Origin of the sequence: Planomonospora sp. ID67723 (genome assembly GCF_015711605.1) — a bacterium.
Taxonomy (GTDB): domain Bacteria; phylum Actinomycetota; class Actinomycetes; order Streptosporangiales; family Streptosporangiaceae; genus Planomonospora_A.
In genome coordinates this window covers 448250-468907 of the sequence record NZ_JABTEZ010000003.1, presented here as the reverse complement: position 1 = coordinate 468907, position 20658 = coordinate 448250, and the positions used below count along the sequence as shown (strand labels likewise).

14 protein-coding genes are annotated in these 20658 nt (G+C 73.7%); 10 read left to right on the top strand and 4 right to left on the bottom strand.

Annotation, left to right across the window (positions count from 1 at the left end):
* Positions 1 to 53 precede the first annotated feature (53 nt).
* On the top strand, positions 54 to 1025 hold the full coding sequence (locus HS041_RS23830) for a ferrochelatase (protein ID WP_196443027.1): 972 nt from the start codon (positions 54 to 56) through the stop codon (positions 1023 to 1025).
* Here the strand turns inward: HS041_RS23830 and HS041_RS23825 are convergent.
* A complete protein-coding gene (locus tag HS041_RS23825) occupies positions 1016 to 2236 on the bottom strand; it encodes a lytic transglycosylase domain-containing protein (RefSeq protein WP_196443026.1) in 1221 nt (406 codons plus the stop codon). The genes HS041_RS23830 and HS041_RS23825 overlap by 10 nt on opposite strands.
* Before the next feature lie 117 nt (positions 2237 to 2353).
* Here HS041_RS23825 and HS041_RS23820 point away from each other — a divergent pair, with 117 nt between their 5' ends.
* The 3 genes from HS041_RS23820 (at position 2354) to sepH (ending at position 6960) form a co-directional block, all read left to right on the top strand.
* Positions 2354 to 3550, top strand: a complete 1197-nt coding sequence (locus HS041_RS23820) for an MFS transporter (RefSeq protein ID WP_196443025.1) — start codon at positions 2354 to 2356, stop codon at positions 3548 to 3550.
* A gap of 15 nt (positions 3551 to 3565) precedes the next feature.
* Positions 3566 to 4867, top strand: coding sequence for a D-arabinono-1,4-lactone oxidase (locus HS041_RS23815; RefSeq protein ID WP_196443024.1), 1302 nt, complete (start codon positions 3566 to 3568; stop codon positions 4865 to 4867).
* A gap of 401 nt (positions 4868 to 5268) precedes the next feature.
* Positions 5269 to 6960 (top strand): septation protein SepH, encoded by a 1692-nt coding sequence (sepH, locus tag HS041_RS23810; RefSeq protein WP_196443023.1) that lies wholly within the window; start codon positions 5269 to 5271, stop codon positions 6958 to 6960.
* Between the two features lie 37 nt (positions 6961 to 6997).
* Here the strand turns inward: sepH and HS041_RS23805 are convergent, their stop codons facing one another.
* A complete protein-coding gene (locus HS041_RS23805) occupies positions 6998 to 8704 on the bottom strand; it encodes a PH domain-containing protein (protein ID WP_307845436.1) in 1707 nt (568 codons plus the stop codon).
* A 101-nt stretch (positions 8705 to 8805) separates the two neighbouring features.
* Positions 8806 to 9444, bottom strand: a complete 639-nt coding sequence (locus HS041_RS23800; RefSeq protein WP_307845435.1) for a PH domain-containing protein — start codon at positions 9442 to 9444, stop codon at positions 8806 to 8808.
* Between the two features lie 151 nt (positions 9445 to 9595).
* Between HS041_RS23800 and HS041_RS23795 the strand changes: the two genes are divergently transcribed.
* The 4 genes from HS041_RS23795 to HS041_RS23780 all read left to right on the top strand — a co-directional run bounded on the left by HS041_RS23795 (position 9596) and on the right by HS041_RS23780 (position 14812).
* Entirely contained in the window at positions 9596 to 10564 is a 969-nt protein-coding gene (locus HS041_RS23795) for an ATP-binding cassette domain-containing protein (RefSeq protein WP_196443022.1), read from the top strand.
* Complete coding sequence (locus tag HS041_RS23790) at positions 10561 to 11367, top strand: ABC transporter permease (protein WP_196443021.1); 807 nt, start codon at positions 10561 to 10563, stop codon at positions 11365 to 11367. The genes HS041_RS23795 and HS041_RS23790 overlap by 4 nt, the downstream gene beginning before the upstream one ends.
* Before the next feature lie 69 nt (positions 11368 to 11436).
* Positions 11437 to 14580, top strand: a complete 3144-nt coding sequence (locus tag HS041_RS23785; protein WP_196443020.1) for a DEAD/DEAH box helicase — start codon at positions 11437 to 11439, stop codon at positions 14578 to 14580.
* A 1-nt stretch (position 14581) separates the two neighbouring features.
* Positions 14582 to 14812, top strand: a complete 231-nt coding sequence (locus tag HS041_RS23780) for a hypothetical protein (RefSeq protein ID WP_196443019.1) — start codon at positions 14582 to 14584, stop codon at positions 14810 to 14812.
* 102 nt (positions 14813 to 14914) lie between these two features.
* Here the strand turns inward: HS041_RS23780 and HS041_RS23775 are convergent, their stop codons facing one another.
* Complete coding sequence (locus HS041_RS23775; RefSeq protein ID WP_307845434.1) at positions 14915 to 18277, bottom strand: AfsR/SARP family transcriptional regulator; 3363 nt, start codon at positions 18275 to 18277, stop codon at positions 14915 to 14917.
* 102 nt (positions 18278 to 18379) lie between these two features.
* On the opposite strand from HS041_RS23775, the gene HS041_RS23770 reads away from it, so the two are divergent.
* A complete protein-coding gene (locus tag HS041_RS23770) occupies positions 18380 to 18946 on the top strand; it encodes a YbhB/YbcL family Raf kinase inhibitor-like protein (RefSeq protein WP_196443017.1) in 567 nt (188 codons plus the stop codon).
* Positions 18947 to 19129: 183 nt separating this feature from the next.
* A complete protein-coding gene (locus HS041_RS23765; protein ID WP_196443016.1) occupies positions 19130 to 20650 on the top strand; it encodes a hypothetical protein in 1521 nt (506 codons plus the stop codon).
* Positions 20651 to 20658 lie beyond the last annotated feature (8 nt).

The window sequence follows — 20658 nt, the reverse complement described above, 5'->3', positions numbered from 1 at the left end:
TCCCCCCGGGGACCGGGAGGTGACCGTGGCCGGGCATGCGGTTGGATGAACACATGGGGACTTACGACGCGCTCCTCGTGGTCTCGTTCGGAGGCCCGGAGAAGCCGGACGACGTGATGCCGTTTCTGGAGAACGTGGTGCGGGGCCGGGGCGTCCCGCGCGAGCGCCTGCTGGAGGTCGAGGCGCACTACCAGCGCTTCGGCGGGGTCAGCCCGATCAACCAGCAGTGCCGCGACCTGATCGCGGCCGTCGAGCCGACCGTCGGTCTGCCGGTCTACTGGGGCAACCGCAACTGGCAGCCCTACCTGGAGGACACGCTCCGGCAGATGGCCGCCGACGGGGTGCGCAGGGCGGCGGCGTTCGTCACCTCCGCCTACGCCTCCTACTCCGCCTGCCGGCAGTACATCGACGACATCGCCCTGGCCCGCGCGGCCGTGGAGGGTGCCCCGGAGATCGTCAAGCTCCGGCACTACTTCGACCACCCCGGCTTCGTCGCGGCCATGGTGGACCACACCCGTGAGGCCCTGGACCGGCTGCCCGCCGAACACCGGGAATCCGCGCGCCTGGTCTTCACCGCGCACAGCATCCCGCTCTCCATGGCCGAGACGGCCGGGCCGGACGGCGGCCTCTACGAGGCGCAGCTACGCGAGGCGGCCGGGCTCGTCGTGGCGGGGCTGGGCGGCGGCCGGGAGTGGGACCTGGTCTGGCAGAGCCGCAGCGGCGCCCCGCACATCCCGTGGCTGGAGCCCGACGTCTGCGACCACCTGGAGCAGATCGACGCCCCGGCGGCGGTGCTGGTACCGATCGGCTTCGTCTCCGACCACATGGAGGTCGTCTACGACCTCGACGTGGAGGCGGCGGAGCTGGCAGCCGAGATCGGCCTTCCGCTGACCAGGGCCGCCACGGCGGGCACGCACCCCCGGTTCGTCTCGATGATCGGCGAGCTGCTGGCCGAGCCCGAGCCCGCGGCGTGCGGCATGACCTGCTGTCCGGCGCCCCCGCGCCGCCGGGGGTCTCACGGGTAGGCGCGGGCGTAGGCCCCGGCGATCGACAGGACCTTCCTGACGTACGACCACGAGTGGTTGTAGAACCAGACGGCCTTCTCCAGCTTCCTGCCGCCCTGGCCCGCGCCGTTGGCGCACAGGTAGTTGGCGGCCGAGGGGACGGCGTCGTAGGGACTCCAGATGTCGGCGGCGCCGTCGCCGTCGCCGTCCACGCCGTAGGCCTTCCAGGTCGCCGGCATGAACTGCATCGGTCCCTGCGCGCCGGCCGACGACGGCCCGTTGTTGCGCCCGTGCGAGCTCTCCACCTGGCCGATCGCGGCCAGCACCGTCCAGGACAGGCCCGGGCAGACCGCGGCCGACTTCCGGTACAGCTCCAGGTAGCTGCCGGGCCGCCCGACCGTCACCCGGCCCGCCGCCCGCGGCCTGGCCGGGGTCCCGGTGCCCGTCGCGGCGGGGGCCTTCGCCGTATGGCCCGCACCCACCGTCACCACCTGTGATCCCGCGCCGAGCAGCTTGCGGACCCCGGCGTCGAGCGCGCCCGAGGCCTTCTCCGGGCCGTGCACCAGCAGCGCCACCCCGGGCCGCAGCCCGAGCCTGCGCCCGGTCTCCTGCCCGACCAGGCCGTCCACGCCGGGCAGGCCGATCGGGGCCGAGGCGGCCACACGCAGCCGGGGCCCGCCGTCCACCTGGTAGTACGCGCCCAGGACCAGGCCGAGGCGGCGCGCCGCCGTACTGTCGGCGACGAACTCCCCGCGCAACAGGGCGTTCCAGATCTCCGGCCGGCCGGCCACCGCCACCGGCGTCCAGGCGCGGAAGCGCGCGGGATCGACCGCGAGCAGGTTGAGGCCGACCCCGGACACCGTCACGGCGCCGCCGTCGAAGGAGTCGATCTTCTCGACGTGACGGAGCCCGGCGATGTCCGCCTTGGTCTGCCGGGGCAGGGTGGACTGGGAGATCACCATCAGCCGGGGCGGGGTGGGGGTGATCCCGGAACCGCCGGTCACCGGAGCCGCCGGGGCCGTCGGGGCCGCTGAAGGGCGTGCCGGCGGCGGGGCCTGCGGGGCGAGCTCCTCCAGGTCGGGGATCCCGGCCCGGGCCGCGGGGGCCGTCTCTGTGACCGGGGTGGGAACGACGACCAGCAGCACCGCGCCCGCCGCGGCGGTGAGAGCGATCACCGCGGCCAGCGCCGCGGCGAGAATCCGCAGCCGGGGAAGAGGCGACGTCACGCTCATGTTGGCCTCATGGGAGACCGATACGTTCCGTTATGCAGAAAACTGTTTGCACGGCGGCAGTTACGTGCGTAAAAGTCGGCTGGTTTCACACACATGGTGCATGGAAGGGGAGTATCGGTGGTCGGGCCGTATCGGGAGCTGTTCAGCAGGCCCGGCGTCAAGGGTTTCGTGATCTCGGGGTTGATCGGGCGGATGCCCATGGCGATGCTCGGCCTCGGCATCGTGCTTCTCATCGAGGAGCTCACCCGCTCGTTCGGCATGGCGGGCGCGGTCGCGGGCACCGTCAACGTCTCCTACGCCGTCGCCGCACCCCTGATGGGGCGCCTGGTGGACAGATTCGGTCAGGCCAGGGTAATCGTCCCTCTCGTCCTCACGCACGGCGCCGCGCTGGCCGCTCTGATGCTCTGCGTCGAGTTCGGTGCGCCGGCCTGGACCCTGTTCGCCTCCGGCGTCGTGATCGGCGCCGCCGCGGTCCCTCTCGGCTCGCTGGTGCGGGCCCGCTGGTCCCACCTGCTGGGCGGGTCGGACGAGCTGCACACGGCGTTCTCGTTCGAGTCGGTCGCCGACGAGATCGTCTTCGTCGCCGGCCCGGCGCTCGCCACCGCGCTGGCCACCATGGTCAGCCCCTATGCCGGGCTGACCGTGACCCTGCTGTGCGCGGTCGGGGGCACGCTCGTCTTCGCCATGCAGCGCGGCACCGAACCCCCGATCCGCACGAGCGAGAAGCACTCCGGCAGCCCGATCACCATTCCGGGCATCGCCCTGCTGTCCTGCGTCTTCCTGGCCATGGGCGCCGTCTTCGGGTCGGTGGACCTGATAACGGTGGCCTTCGCCGCGGAGCGGGGAGTCAAGCCCGCCGCGGGGCTGCTGCTGGCGGCGGTCGCCTGCGGCAGCCTGATCTCCGGCCTCTGGTACGGCGCGCGGCAGTGGAGGACCTCCCTGCGCAGCCGGTTCGTCCGCGCGCTGGCGGTGTTCGCGGTGGGGTTCACCCCGATCGCCCTGATCGGTGACGTCTGGATGATGGCGCTGGCGCTGTTCCTCGCCGGGCTGGCCATCTCGCCCACGATCATCACCGGTTACGCGCTGATCGAGCGGCTGGTCCCGCCCCACCTGCTCACCGAGGGCATGACCTGGCTCTCCACCGCGATCGGGTTCGGCGTGGCGCTCGGCGCCTGGGCGGGCGGGCGGCTCACCGACACGTTCGGCGCCTCGAACGCCTACGGCTTCGCCTTCGGTTCCGCCATGCTGGCCGTGGTCATCGGTGTCGGCGGCTCGGCATGGCTGCGCACCCCTGTTGCTCCGCAGAAATCGTGAGTATCGTTCACATTTATGCGCGAGTTCCGTAACTGGGCGGGCAACCAGTCCGCCACGCCCGCCGAGATCCGCACGCCCTCCTCGGCGCAGGAGGTGGCGCGCGCCGTACGGGACGCCTCCGCGTCCGGGCGGCGGGTGCGCATGGCCGGAACCGGGCACTCCTTCACCGGGGTCGCGCTCACCGACGGCCTGCTGCTGCGGCCGGAGGGGCTGACCGGGATCCTGGAGACCGGGGACGACTGGGTGCGGGCGGCGGCGGGCACGCCTCTGCGAGCGCTCAACGAGGAGCTCCACCGGATGGGCCTGGCCCTGGCGAACATGGGCGACATCACCGCCCAGACGCTGGCCGGAGCCATCCAGACCGGCACCCACGGCACCGGCAGGGACGTCGGCGGTCTGGCCGACCAGGTGCTGGAGCTGGAGCTGGTGCTCGCCGACGGCGAGATCGTCACGGTCCGCCGGGACGGCGGGAGCACAGCCGAGCGGGACCTGTTCGACGCCGCCCGGGTCGGGCTGGGCGCCCTCGGCGTGCTGACCGCGGTGACCTTCCGGGTGGAGCCCTCGTTCCTGCTGCGCAGCACCCGGCAGCCGATGGCGCTGAGCGAGATCCTCGGCTCGCTCGACACGATCACCGCGGAGAACGAGCACCTGGACTTCTTCTGGCTGCCGCACACCGACACCTGCCTGACCAAGCGGAACAACCGCAGCCCCGGACCCGCCGACCCGCCCAGCGCGTTCAAGCACTGGCTGGACAACACGTTCCTGGAGAACACCCTGTTCGGTGTCCTGTGCGGGATCGGCGCGCGCTTCCCCGGCGCGATCCCCCGGCTGAACGCGCTCTCCGCGGCCGCGCTGTCGGCCTCCACGCACACCGACACGTCATACAAGATCTTCACGAGCGTGCGGGAGGTGCGTTTCCTGGAGATGGAGTACGCCGTCCCGCGCGAGCGCCTCGCCCAGGCCCTGCGCGAGACCCGCGACCTCGTCGAGCGGCGGGACTGGAAGATCACCTTCCCGGTCGAGGTGCGGGTCACCCCGCCCAGCGACGCGTGGCTGTCGACCGCCTACGGCCGGGACACGGCCTACATCGCCTGCCACATCTATCGCCCCACCCCCAATCCGGCCTATTTCGAGGGCGTCGAGGAGATCATGACGCGGCTCGGCGGACGCCCGCACTGGGGCAAGCTGCACACCCGTGACGCCGATTATCTGGGCACGGTCTATCCTCGGTTCTCCGACTTCCTGGCGTTGCGCGACCGCCTGGACCCGGACCGCCTGTTCGCCAACGACTACCTGGACGCCGTCCTGGGCACCTGAGCCGATTCGCGGCAATCGGGTCTCCGCCCGCGTGTCCTGACGTTCTCCCGGCCCCTTTCGAGGGAACATTCACAGGATCCCGCGCCGCCCGACCCGAGGGAGCCCTCCGCAGATGACCTTCTCCCGCCCTTCAGGCCAGCCGAGTCCCGGCTCTTCGCCCAAGTTCACGGCGGGGTGGGAGGTTATTCGGAAGAATCCGTCCAGGACCTCGTACCTGCTACTCCACATCGGCGGCCGATAAGGGGATGAACGAGGCAAATGTGACCGGCGTCACATCGCCGCTGGCCCCCTCCAGGAAGGCGATGTTCGGACATGCCGGGTACGGTGCTGGCAGGCAACCGGCACACGCGAGAGACTCAAGGGTCCGGGGGAAGAATGAGCACGACGACGAAGGGACTCGCATGCAGGAGCTCCGACTCGTCGCGGTGAGCGAGGACGGGACCTATCTCGTGCTGGCGACAGCCGGCCGGGGTACCCGGTTCACGCTGCCCGTCGACGACCGGCTCCGTGCTGCCGTCCGCGGCAACTTCTCCCGTCTCGGCCAGTACGAGATCGAAGTGGAGAGCCCGTTGCGCCCCAAGGAGATCCAGGCCCGGATCCGTGCCGGCGAGACCGCGGACGAGATCGCCGCGACGGCCGGAATCCCCGTGGAGCGCGTGCGGTGGTTCGAAGGCCCGGTGCTCCAGGAGCGGGAGTACGTCGCCCAGCAGGCGCAGCGCTGCGCCGTACGGCTGCCCGGCGACTCCGCCCCCGGCCCCACCCTCGGCGATCTGGTCGCCGAGCGGCTGACCCGGCGCGGCGTACACGCCGACGAGATCGACTGGGACTCCGCCAAGCGTGACGACAACCTGTGGCGGATCAAGCTCGGCTTCGTGTGGAACGGTCACACGCGCCACGCCGAATGGCTCTTCGACCCGCGTCGCCGCCACATCACCCCGCACGACGACGAGGCCATGCGCCTGTCCGCGAGTGACTACGCCGACCCCGTCGAGGACACCACCGTCACGCCGTTCGTGCCGCGCGTGGCCAAGCTCGCCCCGGTGCCGCCGCTGATCCCCGAGCCGCTGAACCAGCCGCCGGTCTCCTTCCCCACGGTCCTGCGGCAGGAGCCCCCGGCCACGGCCGGGCCCGCCTACGCGCAGCCCGAGCCGGCCGTCCCGCAGCTCCAGCCCGAGCCGCCCGCCGCGTCCGCGCCGCCCGAGTCCCCGGCGCCGCCCTACGAGCGGCCTCCGATGCCGCCGCTCCCGGAGGGGTTCGAGGCCCCGGTGCTCCCGGCGGTGCCGCCGCTGCGCGCCCCCGGGCCGGACACCCGGCAGACGGCTCGGGCCCCCGAGCCGGCCGGGGACCCCGGGCCCCCCATGAGCGCCGAGCCCCCGGTGACCGCCTCTTCCCCCGTGGCCGCGGATTCCCCCGTGGCCACTGAGTCTTTCGCGGCCGCTGAACCCTCGACCGCTGAACCCTCGACCGCTGGGCCTCTGACCGCTGGACCCGCCGCCCCGGAACCGGACGCGGGCGCCGGCACGCCTTCGAAGGACGCGGTGACCGGGGAGGCCCCGGCCGCGCCGGTCACCGGTGAGCCCGCGGAGGCGGCTCCGGCGGCGGTGGAGGCTGACCGTGCGGACGCCGGGACCGGTCCCGAGTCCGCGCAGCGGCGACCCTCGATCCCGGCACCCCCGGCGCAGGCCGACGATCCTCCCACGCAGGCCGAATCCGCCTCGGAGCCCGCCCCGGAGCCGGCGGTGGAACCCACGGTGGAACCGGTGGCGGAACCCGCGGCGGAACCGGCACCGGACGCCTCGATCGCCGTGCCTCCGGCACGGGTCAGCGCGGACCGGCTGAACGGCCCGCCCCAGGCGGAACCGGCCAGTAAGACGGCGCCGGGAGGCTCGGGAACCGAGCGGGAGAACCAGGCGGACAAGCCCGCCGCCGAGCAGCCCGCGGCGGCCGAGCCCGCGGAGCCCCCCGTCCCCACGCCCCCGCCCGCCCCCGTGCCGAAACCGGCTCCGGCCCGTCCGGCGAAGAAGGCGCGGGGCCGCCGCGCGTCCGTGCCGACCTGGGACGAGATCATGTTCGGCGCCCGCCGCCCCGACTGACCGGATCCCGGGCGGTCCTCCCGTGGATGAGGACCGCTCACTCGTGGACGGCGGGGTCTTCCCCGGCGAGGAACGCAGCGAGCCAGTCGGGGGTGACCTCGGCGACGAAGGCGACGCCCTCCGCCTCACCGACGTCGAGGGCCGCGTAACCGCCGCTGCCCGCGCCGACCCCGGCGGTCACGGTCAGCAGACCGGCCCTCCGCTGGAACCAGGTCTGGCTGAGCGTCCAGCCGACGACGGCGCGCCGCTCCACCACGGCCTGGGACCGGCGCAGGGAGCCCGACCTGACCGACAGGCGGGAGCCGTCGTAGGCGTGCCCGAGCGAACGGTAACGGTCGAGGCCGAGCGGGATGCCGAGGCCGGCGAGGAGCAGAGCCGCCACCACCGGCCCCCACCAGGGCCCGGACCAGGCCACGGCGGCCGGTGCCGCGCATGCGGCCACCACCAGCCACGGGAAGACCGCCCGGAAGAGCCTGCGCCTGCGCGCCGTCGGCGGATGGGACCGCAGTCCGGTCGCGATCGGGCCGACCGCCTCTCCCACCACGTCCAGGGCGGTCGTGCGCGGCACCACCGGAAGGAGCTGGCCGCGCGTCTGCGAGTCGCCCAGCCCCGTCACGATCGCCCAGGCCCTGGCCATCCCCGTCCTGCGCTCGACCAGGCCCTCGACCAGCTCGAACCCGCGTATCCTGCGCCGCTCCAGCGACACGCTCCTGCGGGTGACCAGACCGCGCTCGGCGACGAGATAGCCCTCCCGCGCCCGCAGGGTGAAGTCCCAGTTGAACACGGCGTACATCACCACGCCGACGACCGGCATGGCGAGCAGCAACACCGCGAGAGCCGCCGCCAGCAGGAGCGGGCGCGCCCACAGCCACTCCCCCGCGCTCCACACGGCCTGCCGGGCGAGGCCCAGCTCGCCGCCCCACTGGAAGGCGGCTCCCACGGCACCGGCCACGAGCGCGAAGGGGGTGAGCAGGTAGGCCCCCGAGAGGGGTCCGTACACGAGCCACTTGCGCGGCACCACGAGGAACACCCGCTCGGGAGTGGCCTCGCCCACCTCGTGGCGGCCTTCGGCCGGGCCCGTCCCCCCGGCGACCGGAGCGCTCACGCCTCCCACGTCCTCCGCCCCCCGGTCTGCCGTACCCGGACCGGCCGATTCCCCGGCGGCGCCCGCCGTACCGGGTGCCGGGGCCGTCGCCGTGGGCTTCCCCACGGCCTCCCGCGTCGACTGGGCGCGCCGTGCGATCCGGGCGCGGGCGTGCCAGAGCAGTACGGCCTTGAGCCGCTCCGCCTCGGCCACGGTCACGCCGTCGAGCTCGCCCTCCTGCTTGTCGTCGCCGCCCGCGCCGGTGTCGATCCTGAGCACGGCGATGCCGAGCAGGCGGTGCAGGGGCGGGTGGCTGACGTCGACGCCCCGGATCCGCTCCAGCGGGATCGTCCGGACCGACCGGCTGACCAGGGCGCGGGTGAGCTCCAGCCGGTCGCCGATGACCTGGTAGGTGAAGGTGGCCCAGCGGACGGCGGAGTAGACGACCGATCCCGCGATGCCCAGGGCCGCCCACACGAACGAGCCGGGCGAGAAACCGCCGAGGAACAGGACTCCGGCCAGCGGCAGGAAGAGCGAGGGCAGCATCCGGATCGGATCGGTCAGCAGCACCTTGGGACTGAGCCGCAGCGAAGGGGTGGCGGGCGGGACGGCGGGGACGACGCCGGCGGGCGGCCCGGCGTCCGGGGAGGCCGGTGGCACGAGCGGAGCGGCCGGTGCGGACGAAGGGGCGACCGGGCCGGACGGAGGGGCCTGCGGCGGAGGGGCTGGCGGGCCGGACGCCTCGGGGCCGGACGGATCGCTCACGTCGCGTCGTCCCTCAGCTCCTCGGCCCGCCGGGCGAGCTCGTCGGCCAGTCCGGCCGCCACCCTGTAGTCGAGCCCCTTGATCGTGGACGACCCCGCGTGGGAGGCCGTGCGGATCTCCACCGTGGCGAGGCCGAGCATCCGCTCCATCCACCCCTGCGCCTTGTCCACGGTCTGGATCCGGCTGACCGGGACGAACACCCAGTCCCTGCTGATCCATCCGGAGCGCGCATAGACCACGTCCCCGGTGAGCTCCCAGCGGTGCGTCGCATAACGCCAGAGGGACTCGGTGACCGTCAGCACGGCGAAGAAGGCTCCCAGCACCCACGGCAGGAGCCCGATGTTGTCCGGCACCCAGCCGGGCAGCCAGGACCATCGGGCGCCGCCGATCCACCCGGCCATGAAGTATGAGCCGGCGGTCAGGACGACCGACCAGATCGCCCCCTCCAGCAGCCACAGCGTGATCGCCCTGCGGGAGACCGGATGGGCCGGGTCGCGCAGCGGGACGCCGCCGGACCGGGTGCCCGGCCGGCCGGGATCATGCGATGGAGCGCCGGACAGGACAGCCGGCCGGACGCTTCCGGCCGTTTCCCGGCCATCCGTTCCGTCCCCGTTCACATCGCTTTGGTGGCTCACATCCTCAGCCTAAACGGTCATGCTCAGGCGGGCGGACGGGCCGTGTCAGCCATATGTCAGCGGTCCCGCTCCGGGTCAGCGCCATATCGGGAAAGTGTCAGTGGGCTTCGCCATTCTGAAGGAGCGATCACTAACAAAGGGGAACCGAACCATGCAGCACGCCATCGAGGCAGAGGGCTTGGTGAAGCGCTACGGGGAGACGCGGGCGCTCGACGGAGTCGATCTCGCCGTACCGCAGGGACGCCTGCTCGGCGTTCTCGGGCCGAACGGCGCCGGCAAGACCACCGCCGTGCGGATCCTGGCGACCCTGCTCCGCCCCGACGGGGGCAGTGCCGCGGTCGGGGGGTTCGACGTGGCGAAGGACGCCCACCGGGTGCGCTCCCTCATCGGCCTCACCGGGCAGTACGCGGCGGTGGACGAGATGCTCACCGGGGTGGAGAACCTCATGATGATCGGCCGGCTGCTCGGCATGTCGCGGCCCGACTCCAGACGGCGGGCGGCCGAGCTGCTGGAACGATTCGACCTGTCCGACGCCGGCGGGCGCGCGGCCAAGACCTACTCGGGCGGCATGCGCCGCCGCCTGGACCTCGCGGCGAGCCTGGTCGGACGGCCGCAGGTGCTGTTCCTCGACGAGCCCACCACCGGCCTCGACCCGCGCAGCCGTACGGAGCTGTGGAGCGTCGTGCGCGGCCTGATGGCCGACGGCGTGACGGTCCTGCTCACCACCCAGTACCTCGAGGAGGCCGACCAGCTCGCCGACGACATCGTGGTCTTCGACCACGGCAGGGTGATCGCCTCCGGCACCTCCGACGAGCTGAAGGCCACCACCGGCGCGCAGGTCCTGGAGGTCCGGCCGCTGGAGGCCGCCCACCTCGACCTGGTCGCCCAGGTCGTCGCCGACGTCATCGGCGAGGCCCCCGACCTGACCGGCGGCAGGGCCACCGTGTCCGTGCACGACCCGGCGGCCGTGCCGGCCGTCGTCCGCCGGCTCGACGACCTCGGCGTCGTCGCGAGCGAGCTGGCGCTGCGCAAGTCCAGCCTGGACGAGGTCTTCCTCGCCATCACCGGCCACCGGGCCGAGGACGAGCCCTCCGCGGAGAAGGAAGAGGCACTGGTATGACCACCATGACGACGGCGGTTCCGGCCACGGCCAGGCACGTCGGCCCGCTGACCACGCTGCGGCAGACCATGACGCTCGCCTGGCGCAGCCTGGTCCAGGTCAAGCACAACCCCTGGGAGCTGCTCGACCTGAGCATCCAGCCCATCATGTTCCTGCTGCTGTTCACCTACGTGTTCGGCGGCGCGATCTCCGGGTCGACCGGCGACTACCTGCAGTTCGCGCTGCCGGGCCTGCTCGTGCAGAACGCCCTGTTCTACACGCTGTCCACGGCGATCGGCCTGAACACCGACATCACCAAGGGCGTCTTCGACCGGCTGCGGAGCCTGCCCATCGCCAGGACCGCGCCGCTGTCGGGGCGGATCATCGCCGACACCGCCAAGCAGGTGTGGGCCTTCGCCCTGCTCGTCGGGTTCGGCATGATCCTGGGCTTCCGGGTCGAGACCAGCGTGGTCGGCCTGCTGGGCGCCCTGGCGCTGCTGGTGGTGGTGGCCCTGGCCATGTCGTGGATGTCGGTGCTGATCGGGCTGAAGGCCTCCAGCCCGGAGAAGGTGCAGATGATCGCCTTCTCCACGATGATGCCGCTGACGTTCACCAGCAGCGCGCTGGTGCCGTCGCAGACCTTCCCCGGCTGGCTGGAGGCCTGGTCCGACATCAACCCGGTCACCCACCTGGCCGATGCCATCCGCGGTCTGATGATCGGCGGCGACGTCGCGCAGTCTGCGATGATCTCTTTGCTCTGGGCGGCCGGGTTCGCCGTGGTCTTCGCCCCGCTGGCGATCCGCGCCTTCCGCGGCCGGGTGTAGCCTCCGGGCACGCCGCCGCAGGCGGCGCCGGAGAGATGGATCGAGATCGACGAGAGGCGGAGTGGTCGCGTGCTGGTGGTCCACGGCGGTTGGACGGACGGCGGGCTGGGGATCTGGGCGGAGGACACCTCCCGGGGCCCCGGCCCGGCTTCCCGCGCCGCCGCACGACCCCACCCGTTCGCGGCTCCGGCCTCCGTGCTGGCCGCGGCGCTCGGAGAGCTCGTCACGGGTACGGCCGCCGCCCCGCCGGCGGGGCCCGGCTGGCCGGCCGAGCTGACCGTCCTGCTCCCCGGCTCGGCGAGGGGCCCGCTGCCCTCGCCGGAATCCGGCCTCTCCAGCACGGTCCGCAGCCCCCGGATCGTTGCCTGGAGCGTCCCGGCGCTCCTGCTGCGTCCCGCCGGGGCCCTCTCGCTGCTGGCCTCCGTGAGCCGCTTCCAGCCGGGCGACCTCCAGCCGGGCGACGCGGTGCCCGCGGGGGAGTCCCCGGACGGCCCCGTCCCCGGCGCGGCGGAGACGCCGGCGTGGATGCCCGGTCTGTCCCTGCGTTACCTCGCGGTGGTGGCAGAGCACGCGCGCGGGCTGGTGCTCCGGGGCCGGATCCTGCCGCAGCTCGTCGTCGAGGACGGTGAGCCCGCCGCCCGCTGGCGGCCGGTGCTGATCGGGACCGATCCGGCCGCCTTCCGCGACCTCGCCGCCGCGATGCCGCCGGTGTGCCGCGCCGTGGCCGTGGAGCGGCCGTCCTCGGACGTGCTGCGCGAGGCGCTGGAGGCGCTCGTGGACGGTGCGGCGAGGCTCTCGCTGCCCGACCGCCTCATCGTCGGTGCCCGGCCGGGCCTGCGGACGGCGCTGCCCGACCGCTGGCTGCACGCCCTGACCTCCGAGGACGCCTCTCTCCCCGGAGCTCGTCCCGGGGAGGTGGCCTCGCTCGGCGAGGCCCTGGGCGCGTGGTTCACCGACGCCCACGAGCTGGACGGACCGGTCCGCGCCTGCTTCCGGCTGGTCGAGCCGCCGGACGGCGGCGGCCCCGACGGCCCCTGGACGGTCGAGTTCGGCCTCTCCCCCGCCGACGACCTCGCCCCACCCGGAGCCGCCCCGTCCCGCCCCGCCGGGCGGGACGGGGCGGAGGAGCCCGTCCGCTACCTGTCCGCCGACCGGATCCGCGCCGGGGAGCGGGCGCCGTGGCTTCCCGAGCGCCCGCTGGAGCTGCTCCGTGCCGAGCTCTGCCGCGCCGTGCGGCTCCACCCCGGCCTGCACAGCGCGCTGCGGGATCCGGAACCGTCCGGGCTGGCGGTCGAGACCGCCTGGGCGTTCTCGTTCCTGCGCCACGGCGCCCCGGTCCTGCGGGCCGCCGGGTACGGCGTGCACCTGCCCGCCTGGGCCGGTCGCCAGGGTCTGGGGCTCAGGCTGACGACCCGGGCAACCGGTGACGACCCGGGAGCCGGGCTGGACGGCCGGGTGAGCTTCCGGCTCGACGTGGCCGTGGGCGATCACGTGCTCGGCGAGGAGGAGCTGACCGAGCTGGCCGGCCGCAGGATCCCGCTGGTCCGGATCGGGGACCGGTGGGTCGAGCTGGACGACGTCCAGCTCAAGGCCGCGCTGGAGGTCGTCGAACGGCGCGGCGGCGGCGAGACGACCGTGCGCCAGGTGATCCGCGAAGTCGTGGAGGGCGGCGAGGAAGGGCTCCCGCTGGTCGGGGTGGACGCCGACGGCGTCCTCGGCGACCTGCTCTCCGGCGAGGCCGAGCGTCGCGTCACCCCGGTCTCCGTCCCGGAGACCTTCCGGGGCGTCCTGCGCCCCTACCAGGAGCGCGGCCTGTCATGGCTGAGCTTCCTGTCCGATCTCGGCCTCGGCGGCGTGCTCGCCGACGACATGGGCCTGGGCAAGACCGCGCAGACGCTGTCCCTGCTGCTCAGTGAGCGGGCGGCGGGCGTCCGGCCGCGGCCGACGCTGCTGGTGTGCCCGATGTCGTTGCTCGGCAACTGGCAGAAGGAGACCTCCCGGTTCGCCCCGTCACTGGAGGTCTACCTGCACCACGGCGCCGCCCGGCTGCGCGGGCAGGAGCTGGACGCGCGGGTGGGGCGGACGGATCTGGTCATCACCACCTACGGCACGGTCCTGCGGGATCTGGGGGCGCTGGCCGGGCTCGAATGGGGCCGGGTGGTCTGCGACGAGGCCCAGGCGATCAAGAACAGCGCGGCGCAGCAGTCGCGTGCGGTGCGGTCCATCCCCGCGCGGACCCGGCTGGCGCTGACGGGCACACCCGTGGAGAACCACCTCGCCGAACTCTGGTCGATCATGGAGTTCTGCAACCCCGGCCTGCTCGGCCCGCCCGCGCGCTTCCACAAGCGCTACCGCGAGCCGATCGAGACGCGCGGCGACGAGGACGCCGTCCGGGCGCTGAAGCAGGCGACCGGCCCGTTCGTGCTGCGGCGGCTCAAGACCGACCGCTCGATCATCTCCGACCTTCCCGAGAAGCTGGAGATGAAGGTCTGGTGCACGCTCACCCCCGAGCAGGCGCAGCTGTACCGGGCGGTGGTCGAGGACATGCTCGTCAAGATCGACGGCAGTGAGGGCATCGCGCGGCGCGGCAACGTCATGGCCACGATGACCCGGCTCAAACAGATCTGCAACCACCCCGTCCACCTGCTCAAGGACGGCTCGCCGCTGGCGGACCGGTCGGGGAAGCTGGCGCGGCTGGAGGAGATCGCCGCAGAGGTCGTCGCGGAGGGCGACAAGGCGCTGGTGTTCACCCAGTACACCGAATTCGGCTCCCTCCTGCAGCCCTACCTCGCTGCGCGCCTGGAGCGGCCGGTGCTGTGGCTGCACGGCGGACTGCCCAGACGCAGGCGCGAGGAGCTGGTGGAGCGCTTCCAGGGCGACGACGAGCCGATGGTGTTCCTGCTCTCGCTGAAGGCGGCCGGGACCGGCCTCAACCTGACCGCCGCCGGCCATGTGATCCATGTGGACCGGTGGTGGAACCCGGCGGTGGAGAACCAGGCGACCGACCGGGCGTTCCGGATCGGCCAGACCAAGAACGTGCAGGTGAGGAAGTTCATCTGCGTGGACACGCTGGAGGAGCGGATCGACGAGATGATCGAGCGCAAGAAGGCACTCGCCGAGAGCGTGATCGGCACCGGCGAAGACTGGATCGCCGAGCTGTCCACCGAGCGGCTCCGCGAGCTGTTCGCCCTCGGCCCCCGGGCGGTGAGCTGACATGCGGGCCCCCGGATCCGGGCCCGTGGACGACCTGCCCTTCGAGGAGCGGCTGGCCGACTTCTACTCCCCCGCAGGCTCCCTGAGCCGGCTGCGTCCCCGCACGGGCGACGCGAAGGCTCCGGCGGACCTCCTGCTGCGCGTGCTGGAGCCGCCGGCGGTCAAGGTCCGGCACATCCCCCTGGTCGACCTGCTGCGCAAGCCCTACCGGGAGCTGGGCGACGACGGGTAGCCCGCACCCCGTCCCCCGTCCCCCGTCCCCCGTCCCCGTCCCCGTCTCCCGTGCCCGCGCCCCGGTGGTGCGGTCCCGTGCCGCCGTGCCGTCCCGGCGGGGCTATCCCGCCAGGACGACGAGGTCCTCACGGGAGAGTCCGCGTCCGCCCTCGTAGCACCGGGCGAACTCCTCCCCGCCGAGCGCGTCCTTCGTGCGCTCGGTGATCCGCACATGGTCGAAGTCGACCACCGCGTCGATGCCCCGGATCATCGCGGCCCCGCCGAGCAGGGTGGCCGCCCTGGCGGGGTCGCCCTCGGCGAGCACCAGTCCGGCGCAGCCGATCAGCACCAGGCCGAGCACCGGCGCGTCGGTCGAGCCCGCCGCCTGCTCCAGCGCGGCGCCGAGCAGCCGCCCGGCGCGGGACAGGTCGCCCTCCTGCGCGGCCAGGAGACCGAGCGAGGCGTTCACCGCCGCCCTGATCTGGACCGGCATGCTGGGCTCGGAGTCCACCACCTGCAGCGCGTCGGCGTAGTACCGCCGCGCCTCGGTGAACTCCCCGGCCTCGCGGGCGAAGTCCCCCCGGGCGGCGAGGAAGCTCACCGCGGCGACCATGTCCCCGTTCCTGAGGGCGTTGCGCAGCGACTCGTCCAGCAGTTCCCGCGCCGTCGCCCGCTCTCCCAGCAGGTTCAGCCCCACGGCGAGCCGGCCGCGCAGGTAGGCGACCTCGTCGGCCGCCCCGAGCTCCTCCATGACCGCGGTGGCCTCCAGCACCCGGTCCATCCCCTGCCGGAACTCACCGTGCAGGAAGTCCACCTCCGCCAGCGCGGCCAGCGCGGTGCCGGTCCCCCAGCGCTCCCCGAGCTCCCGGAACCCGGCCAGCGCGATCCCCACCTCGCTCTCGCAGCCGTCCACCCGGCCCCCGTTGAGGTGGTCGTACCCGAGGAACAGGTGGGCCAGGGCCGTCACCCAGGGATCGGGGTGGGCGAACATCTCGTCGAGATAGCGTCCGCCGTCCGCGGGGAGGCCGGCGAAGAGCGCGCCGACCGGGCCCGCCGTCACGACCAGGGGGTGCCAGGGCGGCGGGATCTGCGCGCGCGCCAGCCGTACCGCCTCGGTCAGCTGGTCCCGCGCCGCGTCCAGCTCGATCCCCGCCCCGACCGCGTTGACGCCGTAGGCGACCCGGGCGAGGGTGAGCGGCCCGGCGCCGGCGCCGTCCACCCGCTCTCCCGCCGCCAGGGCTCCGTCCACCAGGCCGAGCACCTCGCGGGCGCGGTGCGCGCCCTCGATCCGGTAACTACGCAGCCACCAGTACCAGCCGAGCGCGCCGACCAGCCGCAACGCCAGGTCGAACCGGGCCGCCTCGACGGTCCGGCGCAGCGCCGCCGACAGGTTGTCGTGCTCGCGGGACATCTCGGCGACGGAGGCGGCCTGCCGGTGGTCGCGCAGGCCCGGCTCGGCCGCCTCGGCCAGCTCCGTGAAGAACTCCGCGTGCGCCAGCCGCACCCGTTCCCGCTCGCCCGACTCGGCCAGCCGCTCGGCGGCGTAGGCACGGATGGTCTCCAGCATCCGGTAGCGGGGCGCGGTCCCGTCCTCGGCGGTCGTCACCAGCGACTTGTCCACCAGCCGGGCCAGCATGTCGAGCACGTCGGCCCGGTCCAGCCCCGCGCCGGAGCAGACCTGCTCGGCGGCGTCGAGCGTGACGCCTCCGGCGAAGACCGACAGGCGGCCCGCCAGCGTGCGTTCCTGATCGTCCAGCAGGTCCCAGCTCCACTCCACCACCGCGCGGAGCGTCTGGTGGCGGGGCAGCGCCGTACGGCTCCCGCCGGTCAGCAGCCGGAACCGGTCGTCGAGACGGGCGGCGATCTGCTCGGCCGACAGGGACCGGAGCCGGGCGGCGGCCAGCTCGATCGCGAGCGGCATCCCGTCGAGCTCGCGGCAGATCCGCACCACCGCCCCGGCCTCGGCGGCGGGCCGGTAGCCGGGACGGACCGCCGCGGCGCGCTCGGCGAACAGCCGGACGGCCGGGTAGCCCAGGGCCTCGTCCGGGTCGCCCCCGGACGGCGGGAGCGCCAGCGGCGGCACCGGCCAGGTCAGCTCGCCCGTGATGGCCAGGGGCTCGCGGCTGGTGGCCAGGATCCGCGCCTCCGGGCAGCTCGACAGCACCCGGTCGGCGAGCACCGCCACCGCCTCGACCAGATGCTCGCAGTTGTCCAGGACGATCAGCAGCCGCTTCCCGGCCAGGGCCGAGACCAGGCGGGAGAGCGGGTCGCGGGCCGGGGGGACAGGGAAGGTCCCCGGCGGCCCCGCCGGGACGCTGTCATGCAGTTCCAGGGCCGAGAACACGGCCTGCGGCACCTCGGACGGCTCGGCCACCGCGGCCAGCTCAGCCAGCCACACCCCGCCGGGCATCCGGTCGGCGACCGCCTCCGCCGACTCGACCGCCAGCCGGGTCTTGCCCGCGCCGCCGGGGCCGAGCAGGGTGACCAGCCGGTGCCCGGCGAGCAGCTCCGCCACGCGGGCCACCTCGTGCTCCCGGCCGACGAAGCTGGTGAGCCGCGCCGGCAGGTTGCCGGGCGGCGGGACCCGCGCGGCCTGTGAGGCGCGGCCCGGGGCGGCAACCGCAACCGGGGACGGGAGCGGCGCCCGCGGGCCCCCGGGGACGCCGGGCGGAGATGGGGCCGTCCGGTCCGGGACGCGGGATTGGGGCGCGGGCCGTACCGCGGTCTCCGACCAGTCGCGGCGGAGCATCGCCAGGTGGAGCCCGGTCAGCGCGGGCGAGGGGTCCGCCCCCAGTTCCTCGGCGAAGGCGGCGCGGGCCTCCTCGAAGGCGGCCAGCGCCTCGACCTGGCGGCCCGAGCCGTACAGGGCGCGCATGAGCTGGCCGCGCAGCCGCTCCCGCAGCGGGTGGGCGGCGATCAGCGCGGGTAGTTCCGCGGCCACCTCGGCGCCCCGGCCGAGCAGCAGGTCGGCCTCGATCCGGTCCTCCAGCGCGTCCAGCCGGAGCGTGTCCAGCCGGGTGAGCTCGGCGGCGACGGCCTCGTTCCCGGCCAGGTCGGCCAGGGCAGGGCCGCGCCAGAGCTCCAGCGCGGCCCGTAGCGTGCCCGCGGCCTCGGCCGGCAGGCCCGCGCCGAGGGCCTGCCGGCCCTCGGCGGCCAGCCGGGCGAATCTGTGGGCGTCCACCAGGTCGGGATCGACGGCCAGCCGGTAACCGGTCGCGGTGGCCTCGACCATGGCCCGCTGGTCGCCCAGGACGGCGCGCAGGCGCGAGACCAGGGCCTGCAGGGCGTTTCCCGCCGCGGCCGGCGGACGGTCCCCCCACACCCCCGAGACCAGCCGGTCGAGCGGCACGGGCCTGCCCGCGTCGAGGAGGAGCAGGCCGAGGAGGGCTCTCAGCCGCTGCCCGGCGATCTCCGCCTTCTCACCGCCCCGCTGGATCTCCAAGGGGCCGAGGACGGCGAAACCGGTCTCCGTGTGCAACCTCACCCCGCCCATCTCTCGATTCTGTCCGATTCGCGGCTATTGTCATGCCATGGAAGCTCAGGATCCGGTCGGCGCACCTTCCAGATCCGCGTAGCATCATCCGGCATGGGGCAGTCGAACACGTCTACGCGCCCGCGACGCACCGCCGCAGCGGTGGCCGCCGCGGCGCTCGTCGTCGTCTCCTCCGGCTGCGGGCTGGTGAGCGGCACGGCCTCGGCCGAGCGGCTCCAACTGGAACCACTCAGCGTCACGAGCCCCACGCTGCGGGACGGCAGCCCCCTGCCGTCCGACTACTCCTGCCACGGCACGATGGGGAACCCGCCGCTGCGCTGGTCCCGGGTGCCGGACGACGCCAAGTCCGTCGCGATCGTGGCCGACAACAACAACGCCGGCACCGGCCCCGAAGTGCACTGGGTCGTGTTCGACATCGACCCGCGCACCAGCGAGCTGGCCGAGGGCATGGTGCCGGTGGGAGCCGTGGAGGGCAGCGTTACCAACGGCAAAGTGGGCTATACGCCTCCGTGCCGCCGCCAGGAGAACTATCGTTTCACTGTCTACGCACTCAAGGAGAGAGTCGATCTCGGCAAGGGCGCCCCCCTCTCCGAGACCTTGAGGAGCATCGCGGACAAGACGATCGCCTGGGGACGGCTTACCGCGACACACATCGAGTGACAAGGTAAACACCGGAGGTAGTAATGGTTACCGATTCTTCACTTAGGGTGTGACAACGCTCATAGTGGTCCGACACAATCAGATCCAATGTCCGAGCGCAGGTGATCACAGGGGGCAGGTCGCGTCGATGGCCGCGCGACCTCACCGGCGCCGCTGGGAGGCCATGGCCTTGAAGGTGGTGCAATGACCGCGGTCATAGTAAGCCTGGTCGCCGTCGTGCTCCTCGTGCTCGTCGTCGTGGCACTGGGGATGCGGTCGATGAACCGCAGGGAGAGCGCGCTTCCCGCGGAGCGGCTGCGCGAGATGGCCGAGAAGGAGGCGTCCACGCCTACCCGGTCCACTGACGAGTTCGCCGCCAGGGAACCCAAGATGGACCATTTCACGCCCGACCTCTCGCCGTTCGACGAGCCCAAGCCGCGCCCGCCGCGGCCGTCCGGCGCCCGCGGCAAGCGCGGCGTGAACGAGTTCGGCGAGCCGGACGACTACGACGACGACTACTGGACGCGGCTCCAGGCGGACGAGGGCGGTTTCGGAGGGTCCTTGGCCGCCAAGATGGGCGCGAGCCGTCCCGTGGACCAGGACGCCCGGCCCCAGGCCGACCCGGACGCGGTGACCGTGCAGGCTCCGCTGCCGAGCAGGCCGCAGCCGCCCCGCCCCGCCCCGGCCCCCGCCCCCGCGTCCTCCCCCCTGCCCGCCGCCGCCTCGGCCTCGCTGCCCTCGGGCCTGGCCGACCTGGTCGGGCCGGTCCAGCCGAACCCCGCTCCCTCCGCCGCCGCGCTGGCCGAGCAGAAGACGGTCACCTTCGCCGCGCCCACCCCGGGCGCCTTCGGCGAGAGCCGCACGCCACGAAGCTCCCGGCGGAGCGGCCGCACCTCCGCGTCGAACGCCCCGAGCCCCCAGAGCACCGCGAACCCCCTGGGTGTTCCGGGCCCGGCGGGCAGCGGCGGTCCCTCGCGCCCCGACCCGCTGAACGACCCGCTGGGCGGCTCCTATCCCCACGCCGCCGGTTCCCCCGCCTCCAGCGGATCGGCCGCTTCCGGCGCGCTCGGACCCGCGCTGCCCCCCATGGGTCCCACGACCAGCGGAGGGTTCCCCGTCACGACGCCGGCCACGGCGCAGGGCGCGGACCCGCTGGCGGCGCCGTACGGCTCCATACCCGAACCGCAGCGGCCCACCGCCGACAACCCCTGGGCGCAGGCCACCACCCCGGGCTCCGGCGGCTGGGCGGCCGTGAACACGGCCGACATCCTGGACGACCCCACGCCGTCCTACGACTCGTACCAGACCCCGGTCTACAGCGCCCCGGCCTCCGGCTCCTACGAGGTGAGCTCCGGCTGGGCGACCATCGAGGACGACGCGCTCACCGGCCCGTCCCCGGCGGTCTCGACGAGCCCCTCACGGGCCGTCTCCCCCTACGACCGGCCTGCGGTGGACATTCCCTCCTCCTCCGGCGCGGGCGGCGGCTACGGCTACGAGAGCGGTTCGTACGTCTCACCGGCGACCCCCGCGGCCCCGGCCGCCTGGCCCGAGCCCGCCCCCGCCCCTGCTCCCGCTGCGGCCCCGAACGGGAACGGCAACTGGCCCAGCTACGGCGATCTCTACGGCACGGACTCGGAGAACGCCTCCGACGGGCGGAGCCACGCCGGCTCCCGGGGCAGCCACCACCGCAACCAAGAACCGGACTACCCCGACTATTACCGCTAATTTCCCCC

What these genes read in the sequence shown, in the direction of transcription:
- HS041_RS23830 (WP_196443027.1), top strand. Translation starts at nt 54, where the DNA reads ATGGGGACTTACGACGCGCTCCTCGTGGTCTCGTTCGGAGGCCCGGAG.
- HS041_RS23825 (WP_196443026.1), bottom strand. Translation starts at nt 2,236, where the DNA reads ATGAGCGTGACGTCGCCTCTTCCCCGGCTGCGGATTCTCGCCGCGGCG.
- HS041_RS23815 (WP_196443024.1), top strand. Translation starts at nt 3,566, where the DNA reads ATGCGCGAGTTCCGTAACTGGGCGGGCAACCAGTCCGCCACGCCCGCC.
- sepH (WP_196443023.1), top strand. Translation starts at nt 5,269, where the DNA reads ATGCAGGAGCTCCGACTCGTCGCGGTGAGCGAGGACGGGACCTATCTC.
- HS041_RS23795 (WP_196443022.1), top strand. Translation starts at nt 9,596, where the DNA reads ATGCAGCACGCCATCGAGGCAGAGGGCTTGGTGAAGCGCTACGGGGAG.
- HS041_RS23790 (WP_196443021.1), top strand. Translation starts at nt 10,561, where the DNA reads ATGACCACCATGACGACGGCGGTTCCGGCCACGGCCAGGCACGTCGGC.
- HS041_RS23780 (WP_196443019.1), top strand. Translation starts at nt 14,582, where the DNA reads ATGCGGGCCCCCGGATCCGGGCCCGTGGACGACCTGCCCTTCGAGGAG.
- HS041_RS23770 (WP_196443017.1), top strand. Translation starts at nt 18,380, where the DNA reads ATGGGGCAGTCGAACACGTCTACGCGCCCGCGACGCACCGCCGCAGCG.
- HS041_RS23765 (WP_196443016.1), top strand. Translation starts at nt 19,130, where the DNA reads ATGACCGCGGTCATAGTAAGCCTGGTCGCCGTCGTGCTCCTCGTGCTC.